Source organism: Streptomyces sp. NPDC127092 (genome assembly GCF_042722475.1).
Taxonomy (GTDB): Bacteria; Actinomycetota; Actinomycetes; order Streptomycetales; family Streptomycetaceae; genus Streptomyces.
Genome location: NZ_JBHXFE010000023.1, coordinates 42,521 through 63,301, shown reverse-complemented (window position 1 = coordinate 63,301; position 20,781 = coordinate 42,521). Strand labels below are relative to the sequence as shown.

The 20,781-nt window shown below is 75.5% G+C and carries 20 protein-coding genes; 9 read left to right on the top strand and 11 right to left on the bottom strand.

Features of this window, described 5'->3' with window-relative positions; genetic code table 11:
- The first annotated feature begins 111 nt into the window (after positions 1 to 111).
- Together ACFWJO_RS20340 and ACFWJO_RS20335 are read left to right on the top strand one after the other, a co-directional pair.
- A complete protein-coding gene (locus tag ACFWJO_RS20340) occupies positions 112 to 402 on the top strand; it encodes a hypothetical protein (protein ID WP_384408120.1) in 291 nt (96 codons plus the stop codon).
- A 94-nt stretch (positions 403 to 496) separates the two neighbouring features.
- On the top strand, positions 497 to 2,005 hold the full coding sequence (locus tag ACFWJO_RS20335) for a sigma-70 family RNA polymerase sigma factor (RefSeq protein WP_386866967.1): 1,509 nt from the start codon (positions 497 to 499) through the stop codon (positions 2,003 to 2,005).
- 13 nt (positions 2,006 to 2,018) lie between these two features.
- Here ACFWJO_RS20335 and ACFWJO_RS20330 read toward each other — a convergent pair whose 3' ends face one another.
- The 4 genes from ACFWJO_RS20330 to ACFWJO_RS20315 form a co-directional block, all read right to left on the bottom strand.
- Positions 2,019 to 2,804, bottom strand: coding sequence for a CAP domain-containing protein (locus ACFWJO_RS20330; protein ID WP_386866965.1), 786 nt, complete (start codon positions 2,802 to 2,804; stop codon positions 2,019 to 2,021).
- A gap of 115 nt (positions 2,805 to 2,919) precedes the next feature.
- Positions 2,920 to 3,807: a universal stress protein gene (locus tag ACFWJO_RS20325; protein ID WP_386866963.1), complete on the bottom strand. Its 888-nt coding sequence runs from the start codon at positions 3,805 to 3,807 to the stop codon at positions 2,920 to 2,922.
- Between the two features lie 185 nt (positions 3,808 to 3,992).
- Positions 3,993 to 5,360, bottom strand: coding sequence for an acyl-CoA dehydrogenase family protein (locus ACFWJO_RS20320; protein ID WP_386866961.1), 1,368 nt, complete (start codon positions 5,358 to 5,360; stop codon positions 3,993 to 3,995).
- A 127-nt stretch (positions 5,361 to 5,487) separates the two neighbouring features.
- Positions 5,488 to 5,946: an RrF2 family transcriptional regulator gene (locus ACFWJO_RS20315; RefSeq protein WP_386866959.1), complete on the bottom strand. Its 459-nt coding sequence runs from the start codon at positions 5,944 to 5,946 to the stop codon at positions 5,488 to 5,490.
- Between the two features lie 457 nt (positions 5,947 to 6,403).
- Between ACFWJO_RS20315 and ACFWJO_RS20310 the strand changes: the two genes are divergently transcribed.
- Positions 6,404 to 7,279, top strand: coding sequence for a glutathione S-transferase C-terminal domain-containing protein (locus ACFWJO_RS20310; RefSeq protein ID WP_386866957.1), 876 nt, complete (start codon positions 6,404 to 6,406; stop codon positions 7,277 to 7,279).
- Positions 7,280 to 7,434: 155 nt separating this feature from the next.
- Here ACFWJO_RS20310 and ACFWJO_RS20305 read toward each other — a convergent pair whose 3' ends face one another.
- The gene (locus ACFWJO_RS20305) at positions 7,435 to 8,472 is read right to left on the bottom strand and encodes an NAD-dependent epimerase/dehydratase family protein (protein WP_386866955.1); all 1,038 of its coding nucleotides are present in this window, start codon (positions 8,470 to 8,472) and stop codon (positions 7,435 to 7,437) included.
- Between the two features lie 182 nt (positions 8,473 to 8,654).
- Between ACFWJO_RS20305 and ACFWJO_RS20300 the strand changes: the two genes are divergently transcribed.
- Both ACFWJO_RS20300 and ACFWJO_RS20295 read left to right on the top strand, forming a co-directional pair.
- The gene (locus ACFWJO_RS20300; protein ID WP_384408104.1) at positions 8,655 to 8,876 is read left to right on the top strand and encodes a DUF5133 domain-containing protein; all 222 of its coding nucleotides are present in this window, start codon (positions 8,655 to 8,657) and stop codon (positions 8,874 to 8,876) included.
- Positions 8,877 to 8,964: 88 nt separating this feature from the next.
- Positions 8,965 to 9,324 carry a DUF3040 domain-containing protein gene (locus tag ACFWJO_RS20295; protein ID WP_386866953.1) on the top strand — a complete coding sequence of 120 codons (360 nt, stop codon included), beginning with the start codon at positions 8,965 to 8,967 and terminating at the stop codon, positions 9,322 to 9,324.
- Positions 9,325 to 9,371: 47 nt separating this feature from the next.
- On the opposite strand, the gene ACFWJO_RS20290 is transcribed toward ACFWJO_RS20295, so the two are convergent.
- On the bottom strand, positions 9,372 to 10,727 hold the full coding sequence (locus tag ACFWJO_RS20290) for a D-alanyl-D-alanine carboxypeptidase family protein (protein ID WP_386866951.1): 1,356 nt from the start codon (positions 10,725 to 10,727) through the stop codon (positions 9,372 to 9,374).
- 231 nt (positions 10,728 to 10,958) lie between these two features.
- Between ACFWJO_RS20290 and ACFWJO_RS20285 the strand changes: the two genes are divergently transcribed.
- Positions 10,959 to 12,953, top strand: a complete 1,995-nt coding sequence (locus ACFWJO_RS20285) for an NAD-binding protein (protein WP_386867068.1) — start codon at positions 10,959 to 10,961, stop codon at positions 12,951 to 12,953.
- 129 nt (positions 12,954 to 13,082) lie between these two features.
- Positions 13,083 to 14,330 carry a cytochrome P450 gene (locus ACFWJO_RS20280; protein ID WP_386866949.1) on the top strand — a complete coding sequence of 416 codons (1,248 nt, stop codon included), beginning with the start codon at positions 13,083 to 13,085 and terminating at the stop codon, positions 14,328 to 14,330.
- Between the two features lie 18 nt (positions 14,331 to 14,348).
- Here ACFWJO_RS20280 and ACFWJO_RS20275 read toward each other — a convergent pair whose 3' ends face one another.
- Positions 14,349 to 14,594 (bottom strand): hypothetical protein, encoded by a 246-nt coding sequence (locus tag ACFWJO_RS20275; protein WP_386866947.1) that lies wholly within the window; start codon positions 14,592 to 14,594, stop codon positions 14,349 to 14,351.
- A gap of 165 nt (positions 14,595 to 14,759) precedes the next feature.
- The gene (locus tag ACFWJO_RS20270; RefSeq protein WP_386866945.1) at positions 14,760 to 15,236 is read right to left on the bottom strand and encodes an NUDIX domain-containing protein; all 477 of its coding nucleotides are present in this window, start codon (positions 15,234 to 15,236) and stop codon (positions 14,760 to 14,762) included.
- Positions 15,237 to 15,355: 119 nt separating this feature from the next.
- Between ACFWJO_RS20270 and ACFWJO_RS20265 the strand changes: the two genes are divergently transcribed.
- Together ACFWJO_RS20265 and ACFWJO_RS20260 are read left to right on the top strand one after the other, a co-directional pair.
- Positions 15,356 to 15,670: an ArsR/SmtB family transcription factor gene (locus tag ACFWJO_RS20265; protein WP_386866943.1), complete on the top strand. Its 315-nt coding sequence runs from the start codon at positions 15,356 to 15,358 to the stop codon at positions 15,668 to 15,670.
- Positions 15,667 to 16,095, top strand: a complete 429-nt coding sequence (locus ACFWJO_RS20260) for an SRPBCC domain-containing protein (protein ID WP_386866942.1) — start codon at positions 15,667 to 15,669, stop codon at positions 16,093 to 16,095. Before ACFWJO_RS20265 ends, ACFWJO_RS20260 begins: the two co-directional genes overlap by 4 nt.
- A gap of 118 nt (positions 16,096 to 16,213) precedes the next feature.
- On the opposite strand, the gene ACFWJO_RS20255 is transcribed toward ACFWJO_RS20260, so the two are convergent.
- The 3 genes from ACFWJO_RS20255 to ACFWJO_RS20245 form a co-directional block, all read right to left on the bottom strand.
- Positions 16,214 to 17,407, bottom strand: a complete 1,194-nt coding sequence (locus ACFWJO_RS20255) for an NAD(P)/FAD-dependent oxidoreductase (RefSeq protein WP_386866940.1) — start codon at positions 17,405 to 17,407, stop codon at positions 16,214 to 16,216.
- Positions 17,408 to 17,637: 230 nt separating this feature from the next.
- Complete coding sequence (locus ACFWJO_RS20250) at positions 17,638 to 19,059, bottom strand: FAD-dependent oxidoreductase (RefSeq protein ID WP_386866938.1); 1,422 nt, start codon at positions 19,057 to 19,059, stop codon at positions 17,638 to 17,640.
- Positions 19,056 to 20,501, bottom strand: coding sequence for an FGGY family carbohydrate kinase (locus ACFWJO_RS20245; RefSeq protein ID WP_386866936.1), 1,446 nt, complete (start codon positions 20,499 to 20,501; stop codon positions 19,056 to 19,058). The genes ACFWJO_RS20250 and ACFWJO_RS20245 overlap by 4 nt, the downstream gene beginning before the upstream one ends.
- Positions 20,502 to 20,781 lie beyond the last annotated feature (280 nt).

Sequence of the window (20,781 nt, the reverse complement as noted above, 5' to 3'; positions counted from 1 at the left end):
AACCCGGAGAAAAAAAGAAAAAACCCCCCACCCCCCCCCCTCCCACCCCCCCTCCCCCCCGTTCCGGTCCCGTCGGTGGCGCATCCGCCGAACGGGTGTGAGTCTGGATGGATGAGCTGGGCATCATGGACGACCGCCGGTGTCTACACCGGGCGTGGCGGGGTGCTCACCGTCGAGGCCGGTGTCCTCACGGGCGATCTGACCGTGCACACCACCTACATCGACGGCGAGGCACGAGTGGCCGTGCAGTACAGCGGCGCATCCGACTGGTTCACCATGTCGGGCAGTCCGGTCCCCTGCGGATCGGAGGAGGAGAGCCGCGACCTGCACGACGCCGTCGTCGCGGCCGTACGGCAGGGCGGCGGGGCCACCGTACCGACCCTGCCGCACCTCTCCGGGTAGATCCGGCGGGACGACCGCGAAAAAAAGTGTTGTCCCGGCCGCTCCCGCGGGTCTCCTCCACGAACCAGGAACGGACCCGAGGAGAGCAGGGGACATGCACGAGGACGAGCAGCGCACCGCCGACCTCGTCCACGCGGCGCGCGCGGGCGACGTACGCGCCGAGGACGCACTCGTACGGGCCTTCATGCCGCTCGTCTACAACATCGTCGGCCGCGCCCTCGACGGCCACGCCGACGTCGACGACCTCGTCCAGGACACGATGGTCCGGGCCCTCGACGGCCTGCCCGCCCTGCGTGACCCGTCACGCTTCCGGTCCTGGCTGGTCGCCATCGCCATGAACCGGGTACGGCACCGCTGGCGCGAGAGCCGGCAGGCGCCGCTGCCCGGCCTCGACCGGGCCGAGACCCTCGCCGACCCCTCCGGCGACTTCACCGACCTCGCCATCCTGCGGCTCGGCCTCACCGGGCAGCGCCGCGAGGTCGCCGAGGCCACCCGCTGGCTCGACGAGGACGACCGCGAGGTGCTCTCCCTGTGGTGGCTGGAGGCCGCGGGCGAACTGAGCCGCGCCGAACTGGCCGCCGCCCTCGGCATCCCGCCCCGGCACGCCGCCGTCCGCGTCCAGCGCATGAAGGAACGCCTGGAGACCGGCCGGGCCCTCGTGCGCGCGCTCGCCGCCGTACCGCCCTGCCCCGGCCTCGCCGGCACCACCGCCGCCTGGGACGGCCGGCCCTCCCCGCTCTGGCGCAAGCGACTGGCTCGCCACCTCGACGCCTGCCCGCACTGCGCACCCACCCGCTCCGGACTCGCGCCCGCCGAGGGCCTGCTCGTGGGCCTCGGCCTGGTGCCGCCGCTGCTCGCCTGGGCGGGCCGGGGGAGCGGGGCCCCCGGCCTGGAGACCGTGGCGGCGACGGTGCCGGGGGACGGGGCCGCGGTCGCCGTGCCCGGCAGCCCGGCCGACACGACCGCGGCACCCGCGGCCGCGTCCGCCAGCTCCGGCCTCGCCGGCCGCCCCGGGCTGCTCGTCGGCGGCGGAGCGGTCCTCGCCCTGGGCGCGGCGCTGGTGCTGCTGGTGCCGAGCGGCCCCACCGACCGTGCGCTGGCGCACCCGCCCGCCACCACAGCGCCCGCGCCCGCCCCCAGCCGTACCGTCACACCTCCGCCCCCGCCCCGGCCCACACCCTCGCCGTCCCCCAGCCGGACCCGGGCGCCGCGGCCGAGTCCGGAGGCGGAGGTCACCCGGCTGGTCAACCGGCACCGGGCGGAGGCCGGCTGCGGCCCGCTGCGGGCGGAACCGCGACTGGCCGCCGTGGCCAGGGCGTTCGGGCAGGACATGGCCGAGCGCCGCTACCTCGCCCACACCGATCCCGAGGGCACCGACTCCGGCACCCGTCTGACGGCCGAGGGCTACTCCTGGAGCTCCTGGGCGGAGAACCTGGCCCGAGGACAGCGGGCCCCCGCGTCCGTCGTGGCCGACTGGATGGCCGACCCGCCGCACCGCGCCAACCTGCTCGACTGCCGCTACCGGCACACCGGCGTCGCCGCGGTGCCCGGCCCCGACGGCACGATCTGGGTCCAGGAACTCGCCGCCCCGCTGCGTCCCTGACCCGTCGGCCGCGTCAGCGGCGGGTGGCGAAGTCCTGGACCCACCAGGGGCCGTTCGCCGCCAGGTTCACGCCCACGCCCAGGTCCTCGAACGAGCAGTTGAGGATGTTCCTGCGATGGCCCTCGCTGTTCATCCACTCGTCCACCGCCTGCGCGGCCGAGTGCGGACCGCGGTGGATGTTCTCGCCCCAGGACGCCCAGTCGTAGCCGGCCGCCGTGATCCGGTCGCCCGCGTCGCGCCCGTCCCGGCCGGCGTGGGCGTAGTGGTCGTGGGAGGCCATGTCGTCGGCGTGGCCCTGGGCCGCCGCCTTCAGCCGGGCGTCGGACCGCAGCGGGCCGCAACCCGCCTTCTTCCGCTCGGCGTTCACGAGCGTGACCACCTGGGAGACGTACTGCGCCGCGGAACCGGCGGCCCGCGGCACGGTCCCCACCGCCGCCGCGGGTGCCACCGGCAGCACGGCCGGCTCCCGGCCCGCCACGGCCCGGGAGCCGGTGGCCCCCGCCCCGGCGGGGCCCGCCTGCGCCATCACGTACAGCCCCGTCGCCACCGTCAGCGCGGCCGCCAGCGTGCCCGCGACGGTCACCGTCGTACGGAAGGAGGGCCCGCTCCGGGTGGCCGTGGCGTCGTCCCCGCGGCCGACCGGCCGGTGCCACGGCCGGGGGAACGGCCGACGGAAGGACGGGTGGAACGCCCGGCGGAAGGGCCCGTGGAGCGGGCCGCCCGCCCGGTGCCGTCCGCCCCGGCTCCGCCCGCGGTGGTCCTCCCGGGGAAGGGCTGCGTCGTACGCGTCGTGCTGCATGGAGCTCCGCTCTCTCGTCCGCTCGTCCGTCGAGGCCGCCGACGTCCGGTGCCGAACGGGCCACCGGGGCGACGGCGGTCATACTTTCCGGCTGCGGAGAGCGCGACACTCCTCGTCAATCCTGCGCGTCAACCTCCTGCGGCACCACCGCGACGGGGCACGGCGCGAGGTGCAGCGCCGCGTGCGCCACCGAGCCGATCCGCGCGCCGAGCGCCCCGCGCCGGGCCCGCCGCCCGACCACGAGCAGCTGCGCCGCGCCCGATCCGGACAGCAGCACCTGCCCGGCGCTGCCCAGCTCCACGTGCTCGGTCACCGGCACGTCGGGGTGGCGCTCCCGCCACGGCGCCAGGGCTTCGCGCAGCGCCTTCTCCTCGTACGGCACGAGTCCGCCGGCCTCGTCCGCGAGCACCAGCGAGGACGGGCTGTACGCGAACAGGGGCGGCAGGCTCCAGGCCCGCACCGCCCGCAGCGACGCCCCGCGCGCCGCCGCCGTCTCGAAGGCGAAGCGCAGCACGGCCGCGCTGTCCTCCGGGCTGCCGTGCTGGCCCACCAGGATCTCCCCGGCGGGCGGTTCGGCGGGCGCGCCGTCACGCGAGCGGACCGCGACGACCGGCACCGTGGCGGCGGCGATGACCTGCTGTCCGTACGAGCCGAGCAGGAAGCCCGTCACGGCGCCGTGGCCGCGCGAGCCGAGGGCGAGCAGTTCGGCCCGCCCGGTCGTGCCGAGCAGCGCGGCGACCGGCGTGTCGCCGATGAGCTCGGCGCTCAGCGAGAGCTCCGGGTACCGCTCCGCGAGCGTCGCCTCGGCCGCGCCCAGCACCTCGCGGGCGGCCCGCTGCTGCGTCGTCGGGTCCTGCGCCAGTGGCAGGTCGAGGGGCTCCCAGCGCCAGGCGTGCACGAGCCGCAGCGGGAGGCCGCGGTGCAGCGCCTCGCGCGCGGCCCAGTCCGCCGCGGCCAGGCTCTCCGGGGAACCGTCCACTCCCGCGACGATCTCACGACTCATCAGGATGCCTCCGTCCGTCGGGCGCGGCGGCCGGCCGGTCGGCGCGGCTGCCGTTTCCAGCTTGGGCCCAAGGGCCGCCCGGGCACAGGGCCGGAGGTCCCGACCCGGGTGCCGTCGGGACCTGGCCGGTCCGGCGGATCACGGCCGGACGGGGCCCGCTCCCGCTCGCCGCGCCGGCCCGGCGGTTACGCCAGGAGGGTGAGCCGGGCGTGGGTGCCGTTCAGGTAGTGGTCGCCGATGTCGCGGAGGCGGTGGTCCGGCGGGACCGCGGCGGTGAGCGCGCGGACGTTGCGCCAGAAGCGGTCGAAGCCGGGCCCGGGGCCGGTGCCGTACGGGTCGGCGGCGGTCGCCGGGTCCACGAGCTGGAGGACGCGGGTGGTTATGTCCAGGGCCACCCGGTTGGCGACCGTCTCCGCCGCGGCGACCAGGACGGCGATGTCGGAGCGCTCCTCGACGTCCAGGAGGGGCCCCGCGAGCAGCCCGCGGGCCAGGGCGTCGGTCGCCCGATCGACGACCGCGGCGGCGGTGTGCGCGGCCGTCGCCAGCTCCCCGTAGGAGCGGAGGAGGTAGGGGTCGTCGCCGAGGGGCGCCGAGGCCGGCACCGACGGTCCTGACGCCGGGGCGCCGGGGTGGTGCGCGACGGCCTGGCTCGCGCGGCTCATGTCCCGGGCCTCGGCCAGGGCCCCCTCGGCGATGCCGAGGCCGACGTGCACCAGGAGCAGCCGCAGCGCGAGCGGCGCGAGCGTCGGGTACGGGGCGACGGCGTGCTCGTCACGGGGCAGCGCACCGAGCACCTGGCCGGGCGCCACCGTCACCTTGTCGAACGTGACGGTGCCCGCGCCCGCGAGGCGCTGGCCGACACGGTCCGGGAACGGATCGGTGAACACGGCCGGGTGCGCCGGGTCCACGAGGACGAGCAGCAGGTCGCCCGTCTCCGTACAGCGGGCGCCGACGACGAGCCGGTCGGCGACCGTGACGCCGGAGGCGAAGGCCCGCCGCCCGTCGAGGACGTAGGCTCCGCCGCCGGCCGGGGTGAGCGCGAGCCCGGCGCGATCCGCGTCGGGGCCGCCCGGTTCGACCGCGCCGGCGAGCAGCCAGCCCTTCTCGGCGGTGCGGGCGTCCAGGTCGAGCGGCCCCGCCGCCGGGCCGAGGAAGCGGGTGGTCCAGGACAGGACCGAGTGGTGGGCGAGGAGTTCACCGACGGAGCCGTCGGCGGCCGAGATCTCCCGGATCACCGCGCAGGCCGACCGCCAGTCGGCGCCGCGCCCGTGCGGGCCGGGCGCGGTGAGCAGGGCCGGCAGACCGGCCTCCTGGAGCCGGGCGACCTCGTCGAACGGGGCCTTGCCCGCCCGGTCCCGGGCTATCGCGTCGGCGGCCAGGTCGTCGGCGAGCTCGCGGGTGACGCGCAGCCAGATCCCGTCGTCGGCACGGCGCTCGGCCGGACGGTCGCCGGACCTGTCGGCCGGACGGTCTCCGGGTCGGTCCGCCGGACGGTCTCCGGGTCGGTCCGCCGGCGCGAAAGGGGGACGCGTGGACTTCTTCGGCGTACTCACGGCACCTCACATGATCCCTAGTATCCCCACTGGAATAGTAGGGATCGTGCCAGAGAGGTCACCCGCGCCCCAAGGGACGTCCGCATCGCGGACAATGAAGTCTCGTCAGATGGGCCGGTGGCCGCCCTCAGGGGTTGGTCCAGGCCTCCGGGTCCTCCGCGAGCGCCACCACCCCGGGCGGCAGTTCCGCCGCCGCGATCTGCGCCAGCGACACGCCGTCGAGCACCTGGCGCACGTTCGCCCGCAGTGCGACCCACAGCGTCAGCAGCGACTCGGCGGGGCCGGTGTACGAGAGCTCGGGCGGGCGCACACCGCGCACCGACACCATGGGCCCGTCGACGCAGCGGATCACGTCCGCGACCGAGATCTCCGCGGCCGGCCTGGCAAGCCAGTAACCGCCGTTGCCGCCGCGCTGGCTCTGCACCAGACCGCCCTTGCGCATGTCGCCCAGGATGCCTTCCAGGAACTTGTGCGAGATCCCCTGGCAGTCGGCGATGGCCTCGGCCTTCAACGGCCCGGAGTCCCGGGCCGCGGCGAGCTGGAGGGCGGCCCGTACCGCGTAATCGGCCTTGGCTGAAATGCGCATACGCGCATTATGCCCAGCTGCCGGACGGGCTCTTGACGGGCGGCCGCCGCCGCTCCCACACTCATGGACGGGAAACCCGAGCGAACAGGTAGGGAACCATGGGAGCCGCCGCCGCACCGGACCGGGCACACGCCGTCCGACCGCCGCGGCCGCTGGTCCTCACCTCCCGGCGCCACATCGACCTGCTGCGCGTCTGCAGCGCGGCGTAGGGCTCGGGGAGTCCAGGACTCGGGGACTCCAGGACTCTAGGAGTCCAGGACTCCCGGACTCCCGGACTTCCGGCTCAAGACTCCGGGCGACCCCGACTCTCCAGGCCAGGCCCTGACTCTCCAGGCAAGGCCCTGACTCCACAGCTCCTCCGTACGGCTCAGCTCCTCCCTCCGTATCTCTGCTGCCTCCGGCGCGTCCCGACACCGTCGTGCGCCCCGCGACCCAGCACCGAGCACCCAGGAGAACCATGTCCGTCGTTCCCTCGTCCGCCGCGCCGTCGTCCGTCGTCCCCGCCACCGACGACCGGGTCTTCCGCGGCCGGATCGGCCGCGACGTGCGCAGCGGGCACTACCCCGTACCGCACCGCTACCGGCTCCACCTGGCACCCGCCGACCCCGACTGTCTCGGCGTCGCCGTGACCCACAGCCTCCTCGGTCTCGACGACACCCTGCCGCTGCGGCTCCTGCCCGCCCTGCCCGACACCGCCGACGGCGGGTACGACGTCCTCGGCCCGCTCTACGAGGCCAGCGCCCACCTCTACCGGGGACCGGCCGCCGCCCCCGTGCTCAGCGACGGCTGGACCGGCCGTATCGTCTCCACCCACGTGCCCGACATCGTGCGCGACCTCGCGCTTCGCTTCCGCGGCGACGGGCCCGAACTCCTCCCCGAGGACCGGCAGGACGAGATCCGCGCCGTCGGCGACCTGTGCGCCCGCAGCGTCAACGCCGCCGCCCAGCGCGCGGGTGAGCTCGGCCTCGACGACACCGCGGCCCACCGCGACCCGCTCACCGCGCTGTTCGCCGCGCTCGACTCCCTGGAACGGCGCCTCGCCCGCCGGCCGTACGTCCTCGGTGACGTGCTCACCGCCGCCGACGTGACCGTCTGGGTCACCCTCGTCCAGCTCGACACCGTCCACCGCTGGCACCTGGACGCCGCGGCCATGGAGCGGGTCGCGGACCACCCCGCGCTCTGGGCCTACGCCGCTCGGCTCGCAGCGCTTCCCGCGTTCGCCCGCCACCTCGACATCGACGCGCTCCTCGCCCGGCACCGCGCCCACTGCCGGGGCCGCGAGGCGGCGGGCGCCGCCATGCGGATCGTGGACTGGCCTACCGCCCGCGACTGACGCGACCCCTGGAGGGTCCTGGCGAAGGAGGCCCCGGCAAAGAAGCCTTGGGCGTCGCGCCGCACATCGCCGCACATCGCCGCACGGCGTCAGGCGAGCCCGTCAGGCGAGCCCGTCGGAGGCGCCCGTCGGACGCGCCCGGGCGGCGCCCGCCCTCATCCGAAGCGGCGGCCGGCGAGCGGTTCCGTGGCGTCGCCGCCGCCCGCCCGGACCCCGCGCAGAAACGCCTCCAGGGCCTCCACCGAGGTCCTGGCCGGCGTCCACTCCAGTTCGCGCCGCGCCCGGTCGGTGGCCATCAGCGGCAGCCGTAGCACCGCGTCGAAGAGATCCGGCGAGGCCGGTACCGCACGCATCCGCCAGGCTGTCGCCAGCGCGCCGCGGACCGCCGAGGTCGGCACCTTGACCGGGCGCGCGGCGAACATCTCGCCGAGCACTCCGGCGTCGACCACCGGATCCGCCGCAAGGTTGAACGCGCCCCGCACGTCCCGGAGCAGGGCCCGCCGGTAGGCGTCCGCGGCGTCGTCGGTGTGCAGGACCTGGAAGCGCAGGCCGTCCAGATCCGGTACCAGCGGCAGAAGTTCGGGCCGGAACAGCTGCCCCGGGAGCCAGCGGCCCGCGAAGATCCGCCGCTGCTCGCTGGCCGACTCCTCCTTGAACAGGAAGCCCGGCCGCATCCGCACCACCCGGGTCTGCGGATGGTCGCGCTCGAAGGTGTCCAGGACCCGCTCCACGTAGGCCTTCTCGCGGGTGTACGCGGCTCCAGGCCAGCCGTGCGTGGGCCAGGACTCCGACACGGGCGCGCCGTTCCCGGGCCCGGGGGAGTAGGCGCCGACCGACGAGGCGCACACCAGGACGGGGACGCGTGCCGCCGCGACCGCGTCGAAGACCCGTACGGAACCGAGGACGTTGGTCCGCCAGGTGGTCGCGGGATCGTGCGTGGGCTGGAAGGCCCAGGCCAGATGGATCACCGCGTCGGCGTCCGCCACGTACTGGGCGAGCCTCGGCTCGTCGCCCTCCAGGGACAGGTCCACCTCGGCCCACTCGGTCTTCGCCAGGCTCAGCCGGGGCCGGCGGCGGGACAGGCCGAGCACCGACGCCACACGGGCCTCGCGCTCCAGCGCGCGCACCAGACTCGTCCCCGCATTGCCCGTGGCACCGGTGATGACGACACGCAGCCGCTCGCTCGGGTTCATGTCTCGACCTTCCGGCATCCCGGGCGCCCGCGCACGCGGAAGGGACCCGGACGCGGAAGGGACCGGACGCGGAAAATCACCGCACGGTCACCGAAGGTGACGGTATGGCTCGCGCTTGTGAGCATGTGCACCCACGATGGAGGGATCGTACGAGGGGGGCGAGGCCCCTACAGGAGGAACGGATGCTGCTCCCCGACCGCAACACGATCGACCGGCTGCTGCGGAGCTACCGCTCGCAGGAACGGCTGGTCCTGGCACGGCCGTACGACGTGCCGGCCCGCAGGCGGTTCGAGGACACCGCTTACACGCTGTGCGTCCTCATGGGAGAGCGGACCGCACGTGAGGCGGTCCGCGCGGCCGAGCGCTACACCGCGGAGCGGCCACCCGCGGCGGCGCCGCGCTGAAGGCGTGCGGTTCGGCGGGCCCGTGCGGGGTAGCCGCCCAGTGGCCGGGCGGAGGACGGCCCGGACGTACGGGCGGGAGGTGCCGGGGATGGACGGGGCAAAGCTGTCGCCGCGCGAGCGGCGGATCCTCGCCGAGATCGAAGAGGACCTTTGCACGGACACCGGACTCGCCCGGGCCCTCGGCTCCGGCCGGCCCCGACGACGGTTCCGGCTCGGGTCCGGCACCCCCACCGGATGGGGCGCGGCCCTGCTCGCGCCCCTCGCGGTCGTCCTGCTCGTCACGGCCGTCGCCACCGAAGCCCCGGCCCTCATCTGGAGCTTCGCCGTCGTCTGGGTGCTGACCCTGGTGTGTCTCATGCGCCTGCTCCTCCGCTGGTCGCGCCGCCACCTGACGGGCGACGAACGACCTCGCCGGGACGAGGACGACGGAAGTCCGCCAACGACGTAAGTGTCCGGAGCTTGTCCGGCCCCGCCTCCTTCACCCGGGAGGCGGCGTCAGTTGCCGCGTGCTCCGAAGCGTCGCCACAGCCACAGTGAGAGGGCCGCGCCGAGGGCCGCGCCCACGAGGGCGAGTGGGAGGCCGGCCGCGGTGCCGGACGGGGCGGCCTTCTCGGGTGTGGTCCGTGCGCCGGCCGTCTGCTCGGCCGTCCTCGTGCCGCCGGTGGACGCCATGAGCCGCAGTTCGTCGCCTGCCTCGGGACCGGCCTGCGCCCGCGCCTCCGGCTGCTTCCGCTCCCGTTCCCGCTTGCTGTTATCGGACTGTTCCCGGGTACGCACCCGCTCCGTGTCGCGCGTCTTGCCCGGCTCCCTGGCCGGCCGTAGTGAGCCGACCGGCTGGACGCGGCCGGCGGCGGCGAAGCCCCAGTCGAGCAGGGACCTGGCCTCCTCGTAGACCGCGAGCCCGCCGCCCCACTGCGGGTTCATCACCGACACCACCAGGGTCCGGCCGCCGCGCCTGGCCGCCGAGATCAGGGTGTTGCCCGCCTTGCTGGTGTAGCCGTTCTTCACGCCGATGAGTCCCGGGTAGCGGGCCACGCCGTCCGCGCCGGTGAGGAGCCGGTTGGTGTTGGCGATGCCGTACGACCACGAGCCCGCCGGGAAGTCGGCGTACGGCGTCGAGCAGTAGCGCACGAACTGCGGGTCCTGGAGGCCCGCCCGGCCGAACACCGCCAGGTCGTACGCGGAGGAGACCTGGCCCGGCGCGTCGTAGCCGTCCGGGGACACCACCCGCGTGTCGCGGGCGCCGAGAGCGCGGGCCTTCTCCTGCATCTGCCGGGCCGTCGACTTCCAGCCGCCGTTCATGGCGGCGAGCACGTGCACGGCGTCGTTCCCGGAACTGAGGAAGACCCCGTTCCACAGGTCGGACACCTTGTACGTGTAGCCCTCCTTCACGCCCACCAGGCTGCTGCCCTCGCCGATGCCGGTCAGCTCGGCGTCGTCGACCGTATGGCGCTCGTCAGGGTCGTGGTGCGGCATCGCCGTGAGCGCGAACAGCGCCTTGAGGGTGCTCGCGGGCGGCAGCGGCTTGTGGGCGTTGCGCGCCGCCAGGACCTCGCCCGTCGAGGCGTCGGCCACCAGCCAGGAGAGGGCGGAGACCGAGGGCAGCGCCGGCGCGCCCCGCAGCGGCTGCACCTGGGTGCCAGCGCGGTCGAGCCGTGCCGGGTCCACGTAACGGCGCGCGGGCGGGGTGGGCTCCGCGGCGGCCGTGCCCACGACCGCGGCAGATGAGGCGGGCGAGGCGGGGCGAGCGGCCAGGGCGGCGGAGACTGCCGGGGCGAACGGGACCGGCAGGGCGAGCAGCAGCGCCGCGGCACCGGCGGCGGTATGACGGACGGCTGACGTGACGATCATTCAGCCACCGTAGGAACGCGTCCACCGGGCCGCAGATCGAAGTGCGCCGACCGGCGTAGCGGGTGTGCCGAACGGCGGCGCGTCGCGCGGCCCTCGGCGTGTCCGCTCGCACCGGGGCAGGGGGCCGGCCGGGCTGTCGGTGCGGCAGGGCATCCTGGTGACGTGTCCTCATTCCCCCACCAGAGCGGGCCGGTTGCCTCCGCCGACCTCGCACCCGCGTCGTCCGAACACATGATCGTCTGTGGCGACGACGTCCTCGCCCACCGTCTCGCGGCCGAACTCCACGAGATGTACGGCGAGCGCGTCACCCTGCTCGTCCCGGCGCCCGGCGGCACGCCCGACCGACCCGTCGCCCGTACGGGGCGCGCGATGGCCTTCTTCGGGCGGGTCACCGCGGCGATGACCCGGACGGCGACGGGCGCGGGCGGAAGCGGTGCCTCGGGCTCCTCCGGTGCCGCCGGACCGTCCGCCGGGCCGGGCGGTCCGGGAGGGACGGGTGCGTCCGGCGCGGGCCCGGGCCGGGCGGTCCGGGTCGTGGAAACGAGCGAGGTCGACGACGACGTGCTGCTGGACGCCGGCATCGGACGCGCCGCCGCGCTCGCCCTGGTCTTCGAGGACGACGAGCGCAACATCCGCGCGGCGCTCACCGCGCGCCGCCTCAACCCGCGCCTGCGCCTGGTCATCCGGCTCTACAACCGCAAGCTCGGCCAGCACCTGGCCACCCTGCTCGACCAGGCCGCGGCCGTCACCGAACCGGGACTCGACCCGGAGAAGCTCGACGCGGCCACCACCGTGCTGTCCGACGCCGACACCGCCGCACCCGCGCTCGCCGCGACCGCCGTCGCCGGCAGCAAGAAGGTGATCCAGGCCGGCGGACTGCTGCTGCAGGCCGTCGACCGCACCCCGCCCGCCCGAGGCGAGGTCGCCGACCCGGGCCTGTGCACCCTCGCGCTGCTCTCGTCCACCACCAGCGACCCGGCCGGCTGCGAGGGATCCGAGCGCAGCGGCGAGCTCGGGCCGCGGCTGCTGCCCGGGGACGCCGAGGTCGCCGCGGCCACCGGTCGGGGGATCGTCGCACTCGAGACGGTGCGTTACGAGGGGCCCGCGCAGGCCTCCGGCTGGCTCGGCGGCTCCGGACTTCCGGTCGGCTCGCTGTTCTCCCGGCGGCTGCGCTGGTCGCTCGCCGGAGTCCTCGCCGCGGTCGTCGGCCTCGCCCTGGCCTCCACCCTCACCACCGGCGACCACCCGCTGCACGCGGCCTATCTGGTCCTGCTCGACGTCTTCGCCATCGGCGATCCCGCCGTCGGCGAGCCGACCGGCCGCCAACTCCTCCAGATCCTCGCGGGATTCGTCGGACTGCTCCTGCTGCCGGTGGTGATCGCCGCGCTCCTGGAGGCCTTCGGCACCTTCCGCAGCGCGACCACGCTGCGCCGGCCGCCCCGCGGCCTCTCCGGCCACGTGGTGCTGCTCGGCCTCGGCAAGGTGGGCACCCGGGTGCTGGCCCGGCTGCGGAGGATGAACATCCCGGTGGTCTGCGTGGAGGCCGACCCCGAGGCACGCGGACTCGCCCTCGCCCGCCGGCTGCGGGTGCCCACGGTCATCGGCGACGTCACCGAGGAGGGTGTCCTGGAAGCGGCCCGGATCCACCGGGCCCGCGCCCTGCTCGCCCTCACCAGCGTCGACATCACCAACCTGGAGGCCGCGCTGCACGCCCGCTCCATCAGCCCGGATCTCCGGGTCGCGCTGCGGCTGTACGACGACGACTTCGCCACCGCCGTCTACCGCACCCTGCGCACCGTCCACCCGGGTGCCCTCACCCGCAGCCGCAGCGTCTCGCACCTCGCGGCACCCTCGTTCGCGGGGGCGATGATGGGCCGCCAGGTCCTGGGCGCCATCCCGGTCGAGCGGCGGGTGCTGCTGTTCGCGGCGCTCGACGTCGCCGACCACCCGCTCCTGGACGGACGGCCGGCGGCCGAGGCCTTCGAGCCCGGCGCCTGGCGGGTGATCGCCCGCGGCGACGCCGGGGTGCCGCCGAGCCGCTCCCGCTACGGCCCGGTGACGGAGCTGCCCGCCGGGCGCGTCCTCGGGCCGGGCGACCGGGTCGTGGTGGCCGCCACCCGCCGCGGCCTCGCGGAGCTCCACGGCCGCCGCCCGCGACGGCGGGACGGCGGCGCCGCGGGCGGCACAACTCCGCCCGGCACCAACCTGGTTGACCCTAGGATCTGACCGTTCGTGTCCGACCGGTGTCGGACCCGCGTCGATACGGTGCCGGTCCCTGACCGGTCGTGGCACCGTCCCCGATGCCGGTCCGCTCCCGTTCCGTCCGGCCTGCGTCCGCAGTCAGGAGTGCCTTCCGTGAACACCCCGCACACCGCCCCCGAGGGCCGAGCGCCGCATCGCCTGGACCCGGCCGGCGGCTGCCCGCACGCCGACAACGCCAGGCTGCTCGCCCGGGGAGCCGTGGCCCCGGTGCTGCTGCCCGGCGACGTCGAGGGCATGGTGGTGCTCGGCCACGACGCCCTGCGTGACTTCCTCACCCATCCCGGAGTGGCCAAGGGAGCCCGGCACTTCACCGCCCTCGCCGAGGGCCGGATACCCGAGGGCTGGCCGCTGCGCACCTTCGCCACCGTCCAGGGCATGACCACCGCGGACGACGCCGACCACCGACGGCTGCGCTCCCTCGTGAGCAAGGCCTTCACCCCGCGCCGCATCGAGGAACTGCGCCCCCGCGTCGAGGCCGTCACCGCGAGCCTGCTGGACGGCCTCGCCGAGGCGGCCCGCGCCGGTGACGGTGTCGCCGACCTGCGCCGCCACTACGCCCTGCCGCTGCCGCTCGGCGTCATCTGCGAACTCCTCGGCGTCGCCGAGGAGCACCAGGACCGGCTCCACCACCTCTCCAGCCAGGTCGTCGCCACCGACATCGGCCCCGAGCAGGCCGTCGCCGCCAACCGTGAGCTGGTCGAACTGCTCGCCGCCATCGCCGCCGACAAGGCCCGGGAGCCGGCCGACGACCTCATCAGCGCCCTCATCGCCGTCCGCGACGAGGACGGCGACCGGCTCAGCGGGCCCGAGCTGATCGGCACGATGGTCCTGCTGGTCATCGCGGGCCACGAGACCACCCTGAACCTCGTCACCAACGCCGTGCGCGCCCTGTGCGCCCACCGCGACCAGCTCGCCCACGTCCTGGAGGGCCGGGCCGGCTGGGCGGACGTGGTGGAGGAGACGCTGCGCTGGGACAGCCCGGTGAGCTACTTCCCGTTCCGCTACCCCGTCCACGACCTCACCGTCGACGGCACCCTGATCCCTCAGGGCACACCGGTGCTCGCCGGCTACTCGGCGGCGGGCCGCGACCCCAAGGCGTACGGCCCGGACGCCGACCGCTTCGACGTCACCCGGAGCCCGGCCGTCAAGCACCTCTCGCTCGGCCACGGGCCCCACTACTGCCTGGGCGCACCGCTCGCCCGACTGGAGGCGACCCTCGCCCTGGAGGCCCTCTTCACCCGTTTCCCGGACCTCGACCTCGCGGTCCCCGAGGCCGGCCTGGCCAGCCACGCCGGTTTCGTCGGCAACAGCGTGCGCACCCTCCCGGTCCGCCTCGGCTGACCGGACGGGGCCGCCGCTTCACCGGGACCTTCCCCGCTCGGCGGCGGGGGAGGCCCGCAGCGCCGCGACCAGGCGCAACAGATGCGCCTCGTTGCCGGAAAGCCCCGCCGCCCGCAGGGCCGCGTCCGCCTCCGCCATCGGATGCGTCAGCATCGCCGCGGCGTACGGCTCCAGCCGCGGGTCGGAGAGTACGGCCTGGGTGGATTCGAGCAGCCGGAGATAGGCCTGGGCTGCGGCGCGCTCGCGGCCGGTGACGGTCGTCATGTCGGGCTCCCTCTCGACGGTCTGAGGCTGTCTCACCCCACCCTCTCGCACGGGTCTGACAACGGGCCCGAACCCGGCCTCCGGCGAGGCCCGCTGGACGCGCCCGCCCACGGACTCGACGGCCCCGCCCTCGCCTCCCGCCGCCCCGCCGCTTGCTCCGGCCGACTAACCCCCGCCGTCCAGGTACGCGTCGAGCCGTTCCAGGAACACCCGTTGTCCCGCGACCAGGAGCGGTTCGGCCTGTCCCAGGCCGAACCAGCCGACGCGGTCGATCTCCGGGAACTCCCGCAGCACGCCCGAACCCCGCGGCCATTCCATGGTGAAGGTCCCCGGCACGACCTGCTCCGGGTCGAGATCGCCCTCCAGCGCCCACACGGTGACGAGTTTTCCGTTGCGCTGCAGGGACTCGCCGAGCGCGACCCACTCGCCGTCCGGGGCGGGCAGCCCCAGTTCCTCCTCGAACTCCCGGAGAGCCGCGGCCCGCGGCTCCTCGTCGGGCTCGTACTCGCCCTTGGGGATGGACCAGGCGGCGGCGTCGCGCGCGGACCAGAAGGGGCCGCCCATATGGCCGATGAGCACCTGTGCGGTGCCGTCCGGCGTCCGGCGGAAGAGAAGGAGACCTGCGCTGCGCTTCCCGGGCATACGGCTCAGTGTGGCGGACCCGGCGGCCGTGCACACCCCCGCGTGGCCCCGTACGCGCATGCGAGCCGATGCGTCGGGAAACTTTGACGCGTCGGAGAATCCCGACGTATCGTGGCGGCATGCCCACCGACGTGTTCGGCGTGCTGGCCAGTCCGGTACGCCGCAGACTGCTGGAAACCCTGCGGGAGGGGCCTCGCTCCACCGGCGAGCTGGCCGGGATGTTCGAGCTCGGCCGCCCGGCCGTGTCCGAGCACCTGGCCGTCCTCAAGACCGCGGGACTGGTCCGCGAGGAGCCGCGCGGCCGCCACCGCTACTACCACCTCCAGCCGGCCCGGCTGGCCGAGGTCGGTGCGTGGCTGCACCCCTTCGAGCACTACTGGAAGCAGCGCCTGGACGCCCTGGCCGGGCTGCTGGACGAGGAGAACGACACATGAGCGACAAGCCCGGGAACGACACCGACGGCACCATCGAGTGCGCGAAGTTCCTCCCGCACCCGCCCGCGGCCGTCTGGGCCGCCCTCACCGACCCCGAGCTGCACGCCCGCTGGTGGGCGGCGGGCGACGTCAAGCCGGTGGTCGGCCACCGCTTCACCCTCGACATGGGCAACTGGGGCCACCAGCCCTGCGAGGTGACCGAGGTCGAGCCCGAACGCCTCCTCGCCTACCGCTTCGCCGAGGGCTCCCTCGACACCACCATCACCTGGCGCCTCGTCCCCGAGGGCACGGGCACCCGGCTCTTCCTCACCCACGCGGGCTTCGACCTCGACTCGCCCATGGGCCGCCAGGCCCTGGAGGGCATGGGCGAGGGCTGGCCCCACCTCCTGGACCGCATGGAAACCGCCCTGACCGAGTCACCCTGAACCACCGAGTCCCCTGAACCCGAGAGTCCGCCGAGTCCGCGGAGTCCGCCTGAACCCGCGAGTCCGCCTGAACCCCCGCCAGAGGCCGGCCCGACGATAAGGCCGGGCCGGGTCCCGGCTACGCCCCGGCCTCGCCGGAGAGGCGTATCCGCACCGGGCCGCCCGTCGGGTCCGCCGTCGTCGACCAGTGGGCCGGGTGGCGCAGGGAGCGGTGGGGTTCGAGCAGGGCCGGGACGCGGTGCTCGTAGAGCACGCGGTCGTCCTGGCGGACGGTCAGGACGGGGGACAGGAGGCGTTCTGCGGGGCGGAGCAGCAGAGTGGGTGCCGGCTCGGCGGACGGGGCGGCGGGGAGGCGGCCGGGGGACAGGTGGCGCAGTGCGCCCTCGGCGCGCAGGGGGAGGCCGGGGCCGGGCCAGGGCACACCCGCCAGGTGACCGAGGACGGCGTCCGCCACCTGGCGGCCCTCGGCCGCCGCGACCACCGCGGGCTCCACGCCCCGCAGCAGGTTGCCCGCCGCGAACACGCCCGGCACCAAGGTGCGCAGGCCGGGGTCGACCGACGGACCGCGCGTGCCCGGGTCCAGCGGCACGCCGCCGGAGCGGGCCAGTTCGTGATCCGGCAGCCAGTCACCGGTGAACACCACCGTGTCGCAGCGCAGCAGATCCGTACGGCCGTCCGCGCCGCGTACCACCACACCCGAGAGCCGCCCCCGGCCCACGAGTTCGACCACCGTCGCCCCGCGCAGCACGGGTCCGCCGCCCAAGTACGGCCCGTCCGGCCGGTCGGCGACCGTCGCCACCACCGTGACCCCGGCCCCGCGCAGCGTACGGGCGGCGTTCCGGGCGACCGGGTCGGACCCGACGACGACCGCGCGGCGACCGATCCGCTCGCCACGGAGCCCGAACAGCTCGACGGACTGCTGGAGTTCGCCGGTGGTCAGCACCCCGGCGGGTCGCGCGCCCGGCACCAGGCGGGCACTGCGCGGCCGTTCACGCGCACCGGTCGCCAGCACCACCGCACGGGCGGTGATCCGCTCGGGTCCGGTCGGCGCCGTCACCTCCAGGGTGAGCGGCCCCGCCCAGCCGGTCGCGCCGACTCCGGTCCGCAGCGCCGCCCCGGCCCGGACCGCCGCGCGCACCGCGCGACGGGCGAAGACCGGCCCCGTGGACCCGGCGAAGCCGCCGCGCCCGCAGTGCCGCGGCACCCCGCCCGCCGCCCGCTCCCGTTCGATCACCTCGACCCGGCCCGCGCCGGCCGCCGCGAGCCGCGCGGCCGCGGCGAGCCCCGCCGGCCCGCCACCGACCACCAGCACGTCGACCGTCCGCTGCCCGAACCCGTCGGACCCGGCGTACCCGTCAAGCCCGGCGTACCCGGCGTACCCCTCGGATCCGGCGTACCCGTCGGACCCGCCCGGTCCGCCAGGTCCGTCCGGTCCGTCCCGTCCGTCCCGTCCGTCCCGACCGCCCCGACCGCCCCGTCCGTCCCGACCGGCGAGGCCGTCGCGCCCGTCGCGGTCGTCCTCCGCGTTCCTCGGCCCCGGGCTCATCGCACGCCCTCCTCGAACAGCGAGCGGACCGTCGCCCCGCAGGAGAAGCCCTGGCAGCGCCCCGCCCTGGCCCTGGTCCTGCGGCGCAGGCCGTCCAGGGACGCGGGCGGCACCGTGGAGGCGAGCGCGTCGCGGATCTCGCCGAGGGTCACCCGCTCGCAGTGGCAGACGATCGTGCCGTACGCCGGGTCGCGGGCGATGAGACCGGCGTCGCGGTACGGGCGGGGGAAGGCCTCGCCGAGGTTCGGCATCCGCACCGGGGCCAGGGGACGCTCCGGCCCCAGTTCGAGGCCCGCGTCGGCGAGCAGTCCGACCGTGTGCCGGCCGAGGGCCAGGGAGGCGGTGAGGCCGGTGGAGCGGATGCCGCCGACCGTGACGTACCGCAGCTCGGGGTGGGCGGCGACGCGGTAGTCCTCGGCCCCGGTGGCGGCCCGCAGCCCCGCGTAGACGGCGGTGACCTCCTCGTCGAGGAGGTCCGGCAGGATCCGGCGGCCCTGGGCCCGCAGGGCCGCGAGCCCTTCGGCGGTCGAGCCGGTCGCGGTCTTGTCGGCCAGGTCCTCGGCGGTCGGCCCGAGCATCACGTTGCCGTACACGGTCGGCGCGATCAGCACGCCCTTGCCGAGGGCGCCGGGCACGGGCAGCAGGATGTGCCGGACGAGCTCGCGGGCGAACTTGTCGAAGACGACGAGCTGGCCGCGCCGCGGGGTGACCGTGAAGTCCTCCCGCCCGAGCAGTGCGTCGAAGGCGTCCGCGTACAGCCCGCAGGCGTTGACCAGGAAGCGGGTGCGCAGCACTCCGCGCCGGGTGACGAGCCGGTGCGGCTCGCCGGCGCCGCCGGGCCGCACCTTCTCCACCCGGCAGTCCAGGTGGAGGTCGACGCCGGAGCGTACGGCCTGGGTGGCGTACGCGAGCGGCGTGCTCCACGGGCAGACGATCGACTCGCCGGGCACCTCCAGGGCGCCGAGCGCACCGGGCCCGAGGCGCGGTTCGCGGGCGTACAGCTCGGCGGCGGAGACCGGACGGGTGCCGTGGTGCCCGTTGCGCCCGGCCTTGTCGGCGAGCCGCGGCAGGGTGGCCAGCTGCTCCTCGTCCCAGGCGACGAGCAGGGCGCCGACGGGTTCGACGGGGATGCCGGTCTCCGCGGCGTACGCGGCGAGCAGCCGCCCGCCCTCGCGGACCATCCGGGCTTCGAGGGAGCCGGGGACGGCGTCGAAACCGGTGTGCAGGATCGCCGTGTTGGCCTTGGAACTGCCCTCGCCGATGTCGCCGGACGCCTCGACGAGCGCGACCCGCAGGGGGAAGCGGGCCAGCTCGCGGGCGACGGCGCAGCCCACCACGCCCGCGCCGACCACGGTGACGTCGTACGCGCCGCCGGGCGCGGACGTGTCCGGCAGGATCCCGCGCCGGGTCACGCTCACGCCGCGCCGCTTCCGTCGGCGAGGAGGGCGGCCACGGCCGTACGGAAGCGGCCGAGCCGCTGCGCCGCCTCGTCGGCCGTGATGCGCGGTTCGTACACGGCCGACGGCTTCCACTCCGGTACGGCCTCGTGGACGGCCAGTCCCGGCGCGTGTCCGAGCCGGGCGACGGCCGCGACGCCCAGCGCGGTGGCGTCGGGCAGTGCGGAGACCTCGACCGGGCGCTGGAGGAGGTCGGCCTGGGTCTGCATGAGCAGCGTCGAGCGGGTCAGTCCGCCGTCGACGCGCAGCGTGGTCAGCGGTGTCCCGAGGTCGGCCGCGGCCGCTCCGGCGAGCTCGGCCACCTGGGCGGCGATGCCCTCGCACAGGGCGCGGACCAGCTGGCCGGGCCCGGTGTCGAGGCCGAGCCCGGTGACCGCGCCGCGTACGTCGCCGCGCCACCACGGCGCCGCGAGACCGGCGAGAGCCGGTACGAAGGTGACGCCGCCGGTGTCGGGGACGGCGCCGCCGACCGGGTCGAGTTCTTCGGGGCCGGCGATCACGCCGAGGTCGGTGAGCCAGCGCACGGCGGACGCGGCCGTGTACACCTGCCCGTCGAGGCAGTAGCTGGTGCGCCCGGCGAGCCGCCACGCGACGCAGGTGACGAGCCCGGAGTCGCCCCGGCGCGGTGCGGACCCGGTCTGGGCGAGCAGGAAGGCCCCGGTGCCGTAGGTGCACTTGGCGGCGCCGGGCTCGGTGACGTCCTGGGCGAGCAGCGCGGCCTGCTGGTCGACGAGGAGCCCGGTGAGCGGCAGCGGCGGGCCGAAGGCGGTGGTGGTGCCGACCGGCGTGTCGCAGTCCACCACCCGTGGCAGCGGCTCGCCGCCGAGGCCGTAGACGTCGAGCGCGGTGCCGGACCAGGCGACGGTTTCCAGGTCGAGCAGCCCCGTGCGGCCCGCGGTGGCGGCGTCGGTGACGAAGGCGCCGGTGAGCCGGTGCACGAGCCAGGAGTCGCTGGTGGTGACCACGCCCGCGCCGGTGAGGTGGCGGCGGATCCAAGCCATCTTCGGGGCGGCGAAGTAGGGATCGAGCGGCAGACCGGTGATCCTTGTCAACTCGGCGGCGTGCGAGGCGAGTTCGTCGCAGACGGAGGCGGCCCTGCGGTCCTGCCAGACGAGGGCGTCGGTGAGCGGCTCGCCGGTCGCGGGATCCCAGGCGAGCACGGTCTCGCCCTGGTTGGCCAGGCCGACGGCGACGGCCGGCTCCCCGGCCTCGGCGAGTGCGGCACGGCCGGCGGTGACGACGGAGTCGTACAGCTCACGGGGGTCGACCTCGACCAGACCGCCGGGCAGGGCGCGCGGGTGGACCGGGGCGAAGCCGGTGCCGAGCACCCCGCGTTCGGGGCAGACGACGAGGGCCTTGGTGCCCGACGTGCCCTGGTCGACGGCGAGTACCGGGCCCGTCATGTGTGCGACTCCCTGCCGTTCATGGGTTCCTGGTCGTCCTTGATCGCGTTCCTGGCGTGGAACCGGTCAGCCTGATGCAGCCGGGACGCCGCGTCAAGGCTCCGCGGCGGAAGCCGTCAGGTCCGGACCTGACATGGACGTGACGTCAAATCCGGTCGCTGGCCGGATAGTTACGGTCACGGAGGAAAGTGGATCGATCACATCCGGCAACCTCTATAGTGATCGCCGATCAACGGCCGGGACAGCCGGGACAACCCTGGGGACTGACCACCCCCTCCGC